This is a genomic window from Borreliella burgdorferi B31, from assembly GCF_000008685.2.
GTDB classification, from domain to species: Bacteria; Spirochaetota; Spirochaetia; order Borreliales; family Borreliaceae; genus Borreliella; species Borreliella burgdorferi.
In genome coordinates this window covers 319,638-333,612 of record NC_001318.1, presented here as the reverse complement: position 1 = coordinate 333,612, position 13,975 = coordinate 319,638, and the positions used below count along the sequence as shown (strand labels likewise).

The following is a 13,975-nucleotide window of genomic DNA, read 5'->3' as shown; positions in this document are numbered from 1 at the left end:
AACTTGATTACAATATGCCTGATGTAGATAAGATAATACAGTTTAAAAGAGAAATATTAGATAATCTTTCTAATGAAAGATTATCTAAAGAATCTTTTGGCTTAAGTATGGATGTTAAGCTTCCCGAGCCTGGAGAGAGTATTGTTCCTTGGATAGGCGAAGATCTTGCTTTAGATGAAACTGATGATGAACTTGATTTAAATTTTATGCTTGATGCTCTTGAGAATGAGGATAAATTATCCTATTCTGACATTTTTAATGACAATTTGCCTTTAAGTGGTTCTAACTTAAGGGTTGATGTGGATTCAGAGCTTTCAACTTTAAATAATGATTTTGACGTTTCTTCTAGCGATTCTTTTGAAAATAATATTGACAAAGTTCTTGATGATAATTCTATTGATTTAGAAATTGCTTCTAAGCTTGATTTTGACAATTTAATCAATTCCCCAGAATTAAGTTCTGAGGAGTTGATTAACAATCAAGGCAATAATAATTTTTTTGAAGCCAATAATGATTCTTCTGTTTTAGGGGATAGTAATTTTTTACAGTCTAATGAATTTAATATTGATGATGCGGTAAATGGCAAAAACCAAACAGATGAACAATCAGAGATGTTTGTTGGAGACAGTTTAAATTTAAGTGCCGATGAGGATGATTTTGAAAACGTTATAGATGATTTTAAATTTTTAGAGTATGATCAAAATGCAAATTTTAAACGTTTTGAATTTAAGGTTAATTATCCATTATTTTTAAAGCATTTAAATTCCTATCCTAGAAATTTAAGAATTGCAATTGCTGAGGCTTTAACTAAGGAAAATGTTTCAAGGTTTAAGCTTGAAGCGCTAATTGATCTTGTTGAAAAAAATAAAAAAAGGTTGAAATTTATTGCTAAATTTGTAGGAGATATTGTTGGGCGATCTATTAAATTGCCTGTAATTTATTTCAAGGCGGAAGAATTTAGCAAGCTTCAGCAAAAATTGAGCTACAGGGTTTCAAGGGCTTTGCTACCTTTGATAAAAATAGCCTCTTTTTTTGTTGTTTTAGTTTTAGTTTCTTTGTACCTTATAGTAGATGTAATATTTTTTTATGTTGCCTCTGAGAGCAAGTATAAAGAGGGCATAGAATCTATATATGCAAATAAAAGAGATCTTGCCAAATCTATCTTTAGAGATGCTTACTATATTAGGCCTGATGATAAATGGTTTATTAATTATGCTAAGGCGTTTGAAGACGTTAGAGATTTTGATAGTGCTGAAGAGAAGTATGAGGAATTGTTTACTATTGAGCCTTTTTCTAAAAATTCTACAAACAGAAGACGAAAAAAGTTTAATAAGGAAGGATATATTTCGTATGCTTCCATGAAAATTGGTCTTGGAGAGCACTCTGAGGCTAATTCAATACTTGATGAGGTTATATCTTATGATCTTTACGATTATGATGCTTTAGTATTAAAGGGAGATAATTATTTTAAATGGGCTAAGACAAATTCCAACTACTATAAAGATAGTATTAATAGCTATACGGTTGTGCTTTCTAAATATGGACAAAAAAAGGAAATTTTATTTAAGCTTTTCAATGCTTATATTGAAGCTAATTTAGATACCGAGTCTGATAATGTCAATAATTTTATTAAGTCAAATGAAATTCTAGATATTGATGAAGTTGTTTACACAAAATATGCTAAAAAGCTTGTAGATAAGTATATTTCTTTTGTGACTTATAATCAAAGAGCAAATAATCTTGCTATAAATTTAAATTATCTTAATGGACAAACAAATTTATTGAATAAGGAATTTTCTGATTTTAAAAGAAATGATGGCAGAACTATTTTTAAGCTTGACAATAATGTTAATATGAATTCAGAGATTGAATACATTCTCAGAAAAATATTAAATAAAAATCCCAATTACGACAAGGCACTTTTTGAAAGTGGAAGATATTCGTATTACATAGGAGATTTTAAGAAGGCCGAAGTTTATTTGCTTAAAGCATTAAATAGTTTTAGGCATAAAAATTCAATTGAAGATGCTGGGGACAAGATATTGGCTTATAAAATTTTAGCAGACATTTATGAAAAAACTCGAGATTCTCTTAGGGCTAGTAATATTATTGGTTTAGCCTTGAGTGATTATTCTTTTTATAAAAAACACAATCTTATAAAAGGATCTAAGGAGATTTCTTCAATTTATGAAAAGCAAGGCGATATTCTTAGATCTTTAAATGACTTTAAGTCTGCGATATCTTCTTACAAATTGGCAATAAATGAGGGCGTTGATTATCCAGATGTTTACTATAAAGTTGGACTACTTAGTTATAGAGAAAATAATTATGATGATGCATTGAAATATTTATTTAAAGTAGAGAGCATGGCGGGGTTTTCAAGTAGTAACGAAGTTTTAAATACTATTGCCCTAACTCTTTATAAAATAGGCGATTTTTTAGCTTCTAGGAGCTATTATTTAAGGGTTATGCAAAATTTAGAACTAGAGAAGGCTAATGTTTTGAATTTTAACCCCAAAGAAAATGATTATCATAAAACTCTTTTATTAAAAGAAATTGAGACTTATAATAATCTTGGGGTTGTAGAAGTGATGGCTTCTTTTTCATCTATAAGAGATACTAAACTTTTTAATTCTGGAGTTAGCAATTTAAGCGAATCAGCCAAGATTTTTGATATATTAAATAGGGATGAAGATATGGTAAAAAGTGTTAAAAAAGATCTTGCTAGTTTAAATCTCAGGAATATTTTTAAGAATAGTTTTTCTAAATCTAATGTTTTATTTTATGAAAATTTATCCGAAAAACTTTAATTATAGATCTTATTCATTGTTTTTGAGTTATTTATGAGGGTGGTTTCCTTATGAAGAAAATTTTTTTATTTCTTTTTATTAGTTTTTATTTGTTTGGATTTGAAGATAGTTCTTTGAAAATAGGTATTGATGATGTTTATGTTGAGGCTCATGAAGAGGGATTTCATCTTTTTATTAGAAAAAAACCTGCAATCAAATCAGTAATATTGACAGAGTCTTTTGAAATTCCTGATAAGAAAAAAGATGTGGCTACTTATTCATTTCGTACATTAAGTTATAATAAGGTTAATGGAGATGAAATTCGGATTTTAAATGGAAGAGTTATTAAGAATAAAGAACTTTTATCATTGACATCTTCCACCCCTGTTCCTAATAAAAAGTTTGGAGAAGCTTTTCATATATTGATTCCAAAAAAATTAAAATATGGATTTCCAAATTTTTCAACAAGAAGTGGTGATATTGACTTAGAAGTATTAAAAAGTAAAAAAGAGCCCTTTTGGTTTTCTATAAGATCTTTTGAGAAAAAATATAATGATTATTTGGGCAGATATCAAGACAATGCTTATGAATTGCTTTTCAAGGATGATCAAAATCAGGGAAAAATTGAATTTAATGAATTAAAAGATACTTTTACAAAATTTTCAGATGAGGTTGTTATTGCTAATAATGGCATTGATATTGTTGATAAAATAAACAAAATTTTAAAAAACTCAGAAGATTCAGTTTATGATTTAGATTTAGTGCTTGTTGTTGATGTTACTGATAGTATGAAAAGCAATATTGAGATTCTAAAAGAGCATTTGTTTTCAATAATAGAACCTCAACTTCAAAAGTTTAAATCCTACAGAATAGGTCTTGTTTTTTATAAAGACTATCTTGAAGATTTTTTAACCAAAGCTTTTGATTTTAATACTATTCCTTATTTAAATAATATTCTTAAGTATGTTAATGTTGGTGGCGGTGGGGATTATCCAGAAGCTGTTTTTGAGGGGATTGATGCTGCTGTGACCCAATTTGATTGGCGGGCAGAAAGAAGGTTTATTATTGTTATAGGAGATGCACCTCCTCATGAGTATCCAAGAGGGTCTATTGTTTATAAAGATGTTATCAATTCTGCAAAGGAAAAAGATATTACAATTTATGGAATAATATTTCAGTAAAAATTTTTATTTCTTAAATTATTATTTTTTATTATTTTCTATTTTATTTAATATTTTTTTAGCTAAAGGCTTAATCCATTTAGGCATTTCCATATTATTTCCTATTAACTCTTCAAAGATTTTTTTTGCTTTTTCTGTTTTGTTTGTTGTATAGTATATGAATGCAATTTCATATTTACCAGTAGCAACTATATTTGAATTGTGAGCGAAATTTTGAATCATTTTTTCGTATGCTTTTAAAGCCGAGTTATAATCATTGACATTGACAGCTTTTTGAGCTTCTCTAAGATAAACTCCATAAGGAGTTTCTTTTGTTAATTTTTCTAAGTTAATCGTATAGCAGGAAATAAATATTAAGTTTAGTAATATTAGCTTTTTCATTTCTGCCTCTTTTAGAATGTTTTTATTATTTAATTTTATTAGATATAAAATAAGAAAGCAAGGCTTTTTAAAGCCTTGCTTTATGATTGTTTTTGCTTATTTGGCAGGAATTATTATCTTCCAGTTAGAATGAATTAGATCCGGATTTTGTATTTTTTGTCTGTTGGCAAACCAAATTTTTGGCCATAAGTAAGGATCGTTGTATAATTTTTTGGAAATGCCCCATAGGGTATTGCCTATTTTTATTACGTAAAGCTCGCTGCTTGCATTGCTTTGATAAGCTTCAAGGTATCTTGCAGATTCTAAAAATAATTCATTGGCAAGTCTAAAGTTTTTTACATTTTTAGCCTCAACCCCTTTTTCCCACAATGTTCTAGATCTTTCAATAAGTTCTAGCGTTTTGAATTGTTCTTGAGGTTTGGAGTTTTTTGCTATTTCCACTTTTTCTTCGTATGCGAGTACTATTGGAATTGAAATTTCTGCTTCTCCAAGAAGATAAGTGTCTTTATTAGTATTTAAAAGGTTTAAGTGACTGTTTCTTTCTTTAATGAATGCTCTACCATTCCATGGAGATGGCTTTATAAGCTTATTATTGCTATAAATTGGTAAGTTGGAAGCCGCTTCAAGTGCTTTTAATTGTTTGTACATTCTCTCATCAGTTTCTTTTAAAGCTTTAGCTTCTTTGGCATTTTTTGCTGCTTGTTGTGCTCTGTTAAAGGCCTTGCTATACATGTCAAGGGCATTATCAAGATCGTAATTTTTATATTTTCTTGTTGCTTCAAAATATAAATTATTTACTTCGTCGATTTCCAGCGGGATCCATATGTATGCTTCATTTGCTTCTGCATCGTTTAGATACTTTTCAATATTTTCTTTAAGGTAATTTGTTTTTTCTTTTTTTTCCCTCGTTTCTCTTATTATTGTTTTGTATCTTTCAAGTACTTTTAGAGCAATTTCATTTCCTTCTATTGCTTTTTTTTTGGAAAAACTTTGTTTCATTGCTTCTTCTAATCTTTCAGCTTCATTAAACTCTTTGGAATAAAAAAGATGTCCCCGTTCTCTTATTAGTTCATTTTTAATGTCTTTTATATCTCTTAATTGAAAATTTTTATTATCTGGTTGTGCAATTTTAGCATTTTTACTCTCTCTTGATTCTGGAGGCGTTTTGCATGCGATAAAAGAGATTGCTACTACAATTAGCAGCGATATTAATTTATTCTTTATATTCATAAATACACCCTTCTAATAACTTGGCTTCTATTAATCTTTAAAGTAAGAACCTATAAATATTAAAGTTCTTACTTTTACTATTTTTATTAGTATAGCAATTATAGTATGTCAATAAAAACTTAATATTTTTAATTCTTAAATTAAATTATACTTCTTTTTCATCATTGTTCAAAGTGTAATAAATTTATGTAAAACAAGGTATAATTAAATTTATGAGTTTTTCAAAGATTAGGAGAACTATATTTTTAGAATATATCATTTTATCCTTTTAATATTGCTTTCAAGTAGAACTTTATTTTCTCAAGTGGCAGTTGTAAAAGAAATAGAAGGTAGAGTTAGTGTTGTTAGAAATACATTTCCCGTTAAGTTAGATTTAGATGACGAAATTTTTGAATATGATTTTATTGAGGTTGGAGAAAATTCAAAGCTTAAAATAAATTTATATGAAATAAATGGTATTTCTGTAGATTTAATTTTTTATTCCAATACAAATAGTTTTGTGTTTTATTCTTCTCTTAAAGATTTGCAAGACGCAAAAATATATTTATTTAGAGGAAGTGTTGATGCTATAATTCATAGCATTGTTAAAGGGTCTTCATTTTCTGTTATAATAGATAATAACCTGTTTAAAGCCGAAAATACTTCAAAATTTTATGTCAATAGCGATTATTTTAATAATTGTTTTATTAATGTTTACAAGGGTAGCATCAGACATATTAATAAAACCGAATATTTAATTTTTCCCAATACCAGTCTTTTGCTTTTTAATGGAAATTCTTTTTTACACAAAGTTAATGAAGGCACTTTAAAGGGTGTTAATCAAAATTTTATAAGGATGGCTAAAGATAATTTTATGTCTTTAAATAAAAGGTTTTTATATTTTTTTGTTTTAAAATATATTGAGGATAGTTTTAGATTCAACTTTATGTATAATTATTTAATGAAAGATTTTAAATTTAATTCTATATATTCAAAATGGAGCCTGGAAGATAAAAATTATAAATTTGGTAACAGGGTTGATATGATTAAAAATGTTAATTATTTAAAGGGTAGAATCGGAGTGCTTTTTAATAATTTTGTTGATTTGGCTAATAGGTTTTATTTTGTAGATGATGTTTTGAAATATTTTTCTACTTTTTTTGACAATTCAACAACTGTTAACGGGCCCATTTCAAAATTTTTAAAAGATTACAAAGCTAATAAAAATCTTTTAAAAAATAAGTTTTTTAAAACAATCCATTCTCTAAAGATGTATTTAAGACGCTCAAATGATGATATTACTAGTAATTTAAATGTTAATGAATTGTATTTATTGCGCCCTAGAGAGTTTTGATTTTTATATATTTAGCTTTATGTTAAAGCTATTTGTTAGATGGCATGGTATATTCTTTGAAAATTCAAATTGAAGAAGAAATTAACATATTTGTTTTTATCAGCTGTTTGAAACTATTAATATCAGCCATTTTAAAAAAAATGAAAAATTTTCAAGTTTTATTATATTATTCAACGAAATTTAAAATTCACATTCATAATTTGCTTAATATTTTATTAAATTTGGGTTGAGAATTTTTTGCCAAAATTTTATCGTAAGGGGGAAAAATGCGCTCTTCAGTTGATCGGATAATTAATTTTTTAATTAGTTTTGGCGGTTTTATTTTTTATAGCTTGTTATTGATTTTTTATTTAACTTTTATGGCATTAAAGTGAATTTAATAATAATTAATAAAAGGATGTTTTATTTTTATGAGTAAAAAGGTGTTTTTTAAAGGGTTTTGGATTTTATTTACGATATTTCATTTATATTTATTTGTTTATTTAATTTTTTTCAAGAAGCGAAAGGTTGATATTTCTAACAAAACCAATATTGCTTTATTTATTCCCGGGGTTATTTCAGGATCTCCATCTTATAAAGAAATGTATGATTCTTTGTTTGAATTTAAAAAAAATCATGAAAATCTTGAAATTAAAGTTTTAGAAGCTGGATTTAATCAAAGCGAGTGGATAGAAATGCTTGAAAAACTATTAACTTCAAAAAAATATGATTTTTTAATAACTACAAATAATGCTATGCAAGATATTGTTGACAGTGTTTCAAGTAATTATCCTTATACTAAGTTTCTCATTTTTGATTCTTTGGTTAAAAATACCAACAAGCAGGTTTATTCAGTTTCTTATAATGTAGCAGAAGAGGCATATATTTTAGGATATTATGTAGGTCTTTTTTTAAAGGAATTTATTAAATCTGGCTTTGGAAATGCTGCTTTGATTGCAGGTCAAAATTATCCCGTTATGAATGATTATATTTATCGTTATTTCAAGAAAGGCATTCTTGATACTGGTATGAGATCTGAAGTTTATTATCGAGTTTTGGGCAATTGGCATGATAGCAATTTAGCTAAATTATTATCAGACTCTTTGATTAAGGATTCGGGGGCTTTGGTAATACTTCCTATTGTGGGGCCTGCTGTTGAAGGAGTGCTTTCTTCTGTTAGAGAGAATAATATCTCTGCAGTTCTTTTTGATAGCGAAGATTATTTGGATAATAAAGAAAATATTATTGGTTCAGGAATTACAAATCAAAAATATTATGTTTCACATATTTTAGATAAGGCTCTTAAGTCAGAGATTAACTATGGAAATTCTGATATTTTTGGCATAAAACATAAAGGAGTTTTGTTTAATGTTTCGAATGTTTTTTATTTAGAGCGAACCAGTCAAAAGTTAAAAGAAGATCTTTTAAAAAAAATAGAAGAGGTTAGTGCAAATGGTATAAAAATTAATTTGGAACAAAATTAATGGTAGAGTTTAAAAACATAGTTAAGTATTTTCCAGATATTGACAAGCCTATTTTGGATAGTATTAATTTAAAAATTGGGGAAGTTAAAATTTTTACAGTAGTTGGTAAAAATGGAGAAGGAAAGAGCACTCTAGCCAAGATTATTGCCGGACTTATTGAATTTGATGAGGGTGAAATATTAGTAAATGGCATTAAGCAAAAAAATTGGAATGTAGATAAAGCTAAAAATAATGGTATTTATCTTGTTTCTCAAGTTCCTAATTTGAAAATGAATTTAAGAGTATGGGAATATTTGAGTATCTATTGGTTTGGTTATGAATTTTTCATGCCGATGAATAAATCTAAGACCTACAAATATTATAGATGGCTTATGCAATTTTATAAAATTTCTTTTGATTTAGATAAGAAAATTAAAGATTTAAATATTAAAGAGATTTATTTTTTACTTATTATTGCTGCTCTTAAAGAGAATGCAAAAATAATTATTTTTGATGAGAGTGCTGCTTATTTTTCTCAAAAAGAAGCACAAGCTTTTATAAAATTGCTTGTATTGCTTAAGAAATCGGGAGTTGCGTCTCTTTTTATTACCCACAGCGAGATTACAGATGCTATAAAATTTAGCGATGAGTTTATTATTTTAAAAGATGGAAAGTGTTTTAGAACAGTAAACAAAGAATCAATTTTGAGCAAGCTTGAATCCTCTAGTGACAAAGTATTTGTTGCAAATATTAATTGCAACAAATTTGAAAAAGATCCTATTAAATTTAATTTGTTTTTTGAAGATTTTTGGAAGTATGATGTTAGTTTTTCTTTAAATAAAAGGGGTGTTTTAGGGATAATTGGCGAAGAAGCTGTAATTAAAACTTGGGAAAAATTATTCTTAGGAGAGCTTCTTTTTGTTGGGTGCATAAAAATTGATGGCATTAGATATGAGCGAATAAATATTTTTGAGTGTAAAGCGGGATTTTTACCCTTAGGTATTGGTAATTTATTCCCCGATAATAGCAGCATATTAGATAATTTTTTGGCCAAATTTATGAATTTTGAAAATAAAATTTTTATTAGGCAATCTTACATTAATCAGATTAAAGATTTTTTTAAAAAAAAAATGGAATTTTATAGCGAAGAGAAAATATATAGAATTCTTTATTCAAAATCTTTGGCATTTTCTGGAGGAACTTTGAAGAAATTTGCTCTTTACAGAGAGATGTATATTGCAAAAAGTTTTTTAATTTGTTTTTCTCCTTTGAGCAATTTAGATCACAAAGCTTATAATGAAATGTCTGTTGCTATTCGTAATTATTCAAAAGAAAAGCCAGTTCTTTTGATTACTTCCAATTTAGATGAATTGCTTTTGCTCTCTGATAACATTTTGGCAATGAAAATGGGAGAAGTTTTGTTAAACGTATCTAGAGAAAAGATTAGTAAAGAAAAATTAAAGGAATTGCTATTTTTATGATCTTTTTTAGAAATAGCTTTATGGCATTAATTTTTTCTTTTTCAATATTAAGTATTAGCTATTTTTTCGGTGATTTTTTTCAATTTTCTTATATTAAAATGATATCTTGGCGCTTTATTTTATTTTTAATTATGGCTACGGGGATTGCTACTTGTGCCAAGAGTAATTCATTAAATCTTGGGAATGAAGGTCAGATTTATTTTGGGGCATTTTTAGTTTATATATTTTCAAGTTTTTTTGGATTAACCTATTTTAATTTTGTATTTTTGATACTTTTAAGTTCTTTTTTTGTAGGACTTTTGGGGCTTATCCCCTTTTTTATTACTTTTTTCTTCGGATTAAATAAAGCCTTAACAGGTCTTTTAATATCTTATGGAAATCAAAGATTGGTGGATGGATTTATTTTAAATATGTTAAAAACAGGTAGTTTTTCTAATCAGACAAAAAGGATTAATAGTTTGTTTGCTTTAGATTCATCACTTATTTACTTGTTTTTGCTTGGTGTATCAGTTTGGCTTTTTTATGTTTTTATTCACAAAAAAACTATTTATGGTCTTCAGCTTGAAATATTAAGCAATAAAAAAAAGATAGACATTTTTTTCAATATAAATGAATTTAAATATAAGTTTTTCGCTGTATTTGGCAGTGCTTTTTTAAATGGTCTTGCAGGTTCTATGTTTGTAGTGTTTTTTAGACCATATTTGGTTTTAGGGCTAACTTCAGGACTTGGTTGGAGTAGTCTAATTGTTGCTGTAATTTCAGGATTTAATTATGTTTATGTATTATTTTTTAGCTTATTGTTTTCAATATTAATTGAATTTAATAATTTTCTTAATATAAATTATGACTTTAAGTATGAATTTATTGGGCTTTGTCAATCAATTGCTATTTTTATCTCTTTATTTTTGATTAAAGCTAGGAAAAAGTAGATGTTTAGTATTTTTGAGCAGGCTATTGTATTTTCGTATTTAGCACTTGGAGTTCTTTATACAGAGAAAATAGGATTTTTAAATGTATCTATTGAAGGCATTTCGTATCTTTCAATATTTTTAACATCTTTTTTCATCTATTTGGGATATGGAATTTTTATGTCAACCATTTTTACCCTTTTTATTAGTTTTTTGTTTGGATTTTTTTTATCTTTTGTAGTAAAAAAAAATTATGATATTTTTATAGCAGGAATAGGTATTAATATTTTTTGTTATTTTTTTGTTGAWTATTTAATGAAGAGTAATTTTAATTTTATTCCTGGTTTTACTTTAAATTTATCTGGAAATTTTGAGATTTTTGTTTTTATTGCTGTTTTTTTCATTTTTTTATTTATTACTGTTTATGTTATAAGTTATTCAAGAATTAGAGCAGTGTTTGAATTTATCTCTTCAGGGAGTTATGAAGACATTTTGGGCGAGAAAATAAGCAGTCGTTTCAAATCTTTTGCAATTTTTGTATCAATTTTCACAGCAAGTCTTGCTGGCTCATTTATTGCGGTAAGTCTTAATGCTTACTCTTATAATTTAGGATTAAACAATGGTTGGCTTGCTATTTGCATTCTTTATATTGCATTTTCAAATCCTTTATTAATTTTTCCAATTTCTTTTTTGATAGTTTTTTTTGAATATCAATTTTTTCGCACTCAAGAGTATGTAAATTCTTATTTTTCTCTTTCTTTTCAATTTTATGTAGCAATAATAATAAATATATTGGTTTCGTTGATTAAGAGAAAAGATAGATCTTAGTTTAAGTTCTGCACGTTGTGTTTTGAATTGTTTTTAGAGTGCTGATTTGTAGATATAATTCTTCTAATTTTTTTCTATTAAAATGATAGAAGGGTATTTGTTTTATTATTTCTAAATTATTTAAAAAAATTATAAACAATGTGTCGTCATTGAGTGCTAATTGAAACGTTGAAGATAATATTGCATTGAATGCTGCATTTTCATTGTTTGTAAAATGATAAATACTTTTTTTAAAAAGGGCATCAATTGCTATAAATATGTTTTCTCTGAACAATTCTTTACCGCTTTGGAAAAATTTAATTATATAGTCCATTGAATTTTTAACTTCTCCTATTAAAAAGTATGCCCAAGAGATATCTAAAAAGTTCTTTTTATCTTTAAAGTCTATTATTTTTAAGTAATCTTGAGATTTAATAATTGCTTTTTTCCAGTTTTTATTTAAATATTCTAATTCTGAGAGCAAAAGATGAGCATCAGCTTGATTTTGATCCATGTTAATTATTTTTGTTAGACTTTCTATTGCTTTATTATATTTTTTTGAATCTTTTAGTAACATTGATTTTTGGTAAAGTTTTTCTATTGTATGTTTGTTTGCTTTTTTATTAAGTTTTAATATTGATGTTGTTGTAGTAGGGCAAACATTTATTATCAAGCCATAGAAAAGTATCATTATTGTTATTTTTCTCATTATATTCCTTCTTTTATTTGCTCAATAGTATCTATTAGTAGATTTTTATATCTATTTGTTAGTGGGTATAAATTGAGTTCGTTTTTAAACTCGTTTAAGTATTTTAAGGCAACAATAGTTGAATTTTTTATTGATTTTGATGAGTTTATCATTTCTGTTAGTTTAAATATTTCTTTTCTTGCTTTGGTAGTTTTGGTATTTTTTATTTGATTGAATTTTGAAATAATTTTTGGTTCAAACTTTTTTTCTTGTAAAAAATAAATTATTGGCAAACTTTTTTTCCCTTCGAGTAAATCATCTCCGAATTCTTTACCATTAATTTTATTTTTAATGTTTTTAATATCGTCTATTATTTGGAAATAAACACCAAGCTTTAAAAATGTACTGTAAATTTTTTTAGCTTTGTCTTCATTATTTGTGAGTATTGCAGCTAGAAAGCTGGCCATTCCAAAAAGTGAAGCTGTTTTTAATTCTACTAAAGAGATGTATTCTTTAATACTTGGGATGTATGACTCATTGTGAAATTTAATATCAATTCCTTGTCCTAGGTGGAGATTTGAAAGAGTTGTAAAGAAATTTTCATAAATTAATAATTTTTGATTTTCTTTTAAATTTGATTTTTCTATTAATTTTGCAGGTAAAAAATAAATTAAATTGCCAGCATTTATACTGTTATCTATTCCATAGATTAAATGTATTGCTGATGCACCGCGTCTTTTTAGTGAATTGTCTTCAATGTCATCAATAATCAAGCTTCCAGAATGAGGAAGTTCAAGCAGCAAGCTTAATTTATATATTAGTTTGGTATTTTTTTCTTTTAAACCCAATGCATATGCTAAAAGAATCATTATCATTGGTCTTATTCGTTTTCCGCCCCTATTAACAATTTCAATTGCTGGTGCTTTAATATAATCAAGGGTTTCCTTTTTTATTTTAAAAGTAAATTTTAAATCGTTATCTTTGAATAAATTTAGAAAATTAGTTGTTGAAAAGATTTTATTAATATTTTTTTCAATATTTTTTAAAAATAGTTTATTTTGCATAATAAGAATTATAATGAAAAAGTATAATAAAGTGTATTAAAGGGATTGATGTGTATCGCTTGGATGATGAATATTCTAAAAAAGCCAAAAGAGAAGGATATTTGGCAAGGTCTGTATATAAGTTGATAGAAATTAATGAAAAATTTTCTTTATTTTCTTCTGGCAATGTTTTAGATATTGGCGCATCACCTGGCAGCTTTTCTCAGTATGCTTATAAAAAGCTTAAAAGAGGAATTCTAGTATCTGTTGATATTAATGATATTGGCCTTAGATATGATGATAATTTTTATTTTATAAAGGGAGATATCTTTTTAGATGATACAGTTTTTAAAATTAATACGTTTAAACCTTATAGTCTTGTAATTAGTGATGTGGCTCCCAAGACTACTGGAAATAGACTTGTAGATACCAGCAATTCTTTTAATTTAAGCATGAGAATAATAGATTTATCACTTGAAGTTTTACTTAAAAAAGGGAATTTACTTGTTAAAGTTTTTCAGGGAGGAGACGAGATGCAAATTTTTAAAAAGTTTGAAAAATATTTTAAATTTGTAAAAAAAATTAGACCCAAAGCTGTAAGGAAAAATTCTTTTGAAATTTATTTTTTAGGCAAAAGTTTTGGCAAGTAGCAAATTAATCAAATTGTTATAAACAGATTTAAAGGTATAAAA

General features: G+C 26.5%; 12 protein-coding genes. 8 read left to right on the top strand and 4 right to left on the bottom strand.

The annotated features are described in order from the left end of the window. The first annotated feature begins 14 nt into the window (after nt 1-14). Both flcA and BB_RS01605 read left to right on the top strand, forming a co-directional pair. Nucleotides 15-2,810: a periplasmic flagellar collar protein FlcA gene (gene flcA, locus BB_RS01610; protein WP_002660668.1), complete on the top strand. Its 2,796-nt coding sequence runs from the start codon at nt 15-17 to the stop codon at nt 2,808-2,810. A gap of 50 nt (nt 2,811-2,860) precedes the next feature. Next, entirely contained in the window at nt 2,861-3,970 is a 1,110-nt protein-coding gene (locus tag BB_RS01605; protein WP_002556922.1) for a VWA domain-containing protein, read from the top strand. 21 nt (nt 3,971-3,991) lie between these two features. Here the strand turns inward: BB_RS01605 and bamD are convergent, their stop codons facing one another. Beyond that, nucleotides 3,992-4,351, bottom strand: coding sequence for an outer membrane protein assembly factor BamD (bamD, locus tag BB_RS01600; protein WP_002556921.1), 360 nt, complete (start codon nt 4,349-4,351; stop codon nt 3,992-3,994). 96 nt (nt 4,352-4,447) lie between these two features. Beyond that, on the bottom strand, nt 4,448-5,581 hold the full coding sequence (locus BB_RS01595; protein WP_002657765.1) for a LysM peptidoglycan-binding domain-containing protein: 1,134 nt from the start codon (nt 5,579-5,581) through the stop codon (nt 4,448-4,450). A 274-nt stretch (nt 5,582-5,855) separates the two neighbouring features. On the opposite strand from BB_RS01595, the gene BB_RS01590 reads away from it, so the two are divergent. From BB_RS01590 to BB_RS01565, 5 genes are all read left to right on the top strand, one after another. Further along, on the top strand, nt 5,856-6,914 hold the full coding sequence (locus tag BB_RS01590; protein WP_002657762.1) for a hypothetical protein: 1,059 nt from the start codon (nt 5,856-5,858) through the stop codon (nt 6,912-6,914). Between the two features lie 410 nt (nt 6,915-7,324). Beyond that, nucleotides 7,325-8,377, top strand: a complete 1,053-nt coding sequence (locus tag BB_RS01580; protein ID WP_002657760.1) for a BMP family ABC transporter substrate-binding protein — start codon at nt 7,325-7,327, stop codon at nt 8,375-8,377. Further along, nucleotides 8,377-9,837, top strand: a complete 1,461-nt coding sequence (locus tag BB_RS01575) for a sugar ABC transporter ATP-binding protein (RefSeq protein ID WP_002661849.1) — start codon at nt 8,377-8,379, stop codon at nt 9,835-9,837. The genes BB_RS01580 and BB_RS01575 overlap by 1 nt, the downstream gene beginning before the upstream one ends. Next, nucleotides 9,834-10,766 (top strand): ABC transporter permease, encoded by a 933-nt coding sequence (locus BB_RS01570; protein ID WP_002656259.1) that lies wholly within the window; start codon nt 9,834-9,836, stop codon nt 10,764-10,766. Before BB_RS01575 ends, BB_RS01570 begins: the two co-directional genes overlap by 4 nt. Continuing rightward, nucleotides 10,767-11,573 carry an ABC transporter permease gene (locus tag BB_RS01565; RefSeq protein WP_010889727.1) on the top strand — a complete coding sequence of 269 codons (807 nt, stop codon included), beginning with the start codon at nt 10,767-10,769 and terminating at the stop codon, nt 11,571-11,573. It abuts the gene before it with no gap. 1 nt (nt 11,574) lies between these two features. On the opposite strand, the gene BB_RS01560 is transcribed toward BB_RS01565, so the two are convergent. After that, a complete protein-coding gene (locus tag BB_RS01560; protein ID WP_002657754.1) occupies nt 11,575-12,261 on the bottom strand; it encodes a tetratricopeptide repeat protein in 687 nt (228 codons plus the stop codon). Further along, nucleotides 12,261-13,304 (bottom strand): polyprenyl synthetase family protein, encoded by a 1,044-nt coding sequence (locus tag BB_RS01555; RefSeq protein ID WP_010889726.1) that lies wholly within the window; start codon nt 13,302-13,304, stop codon nt 12,261-12,263. Before BB_RS01555 ends, BB_RS01560 begins: the two co-directional genes overlap by 1 nt. A gap of 50 nt (nt 13,305-13,354) precedes the next feature. Here BB_RS01555 and BB_RS01550 point away from each other — a divergent pair, with 50 nt between their 5' ends. Continuing rightward, nucleotides 13,355-13,933, top strand: a complete 579-nt coding sequence (locus BB_RS01550) for an SAM-dependent methyltransferase (RefSeq protein WP_002657752.1) — start codon at nt 13,355-13,357, stop codon at nt 13,931-13,933. Nucleotides 13,934-13,975: the final 42 nt, after the last annotated feature.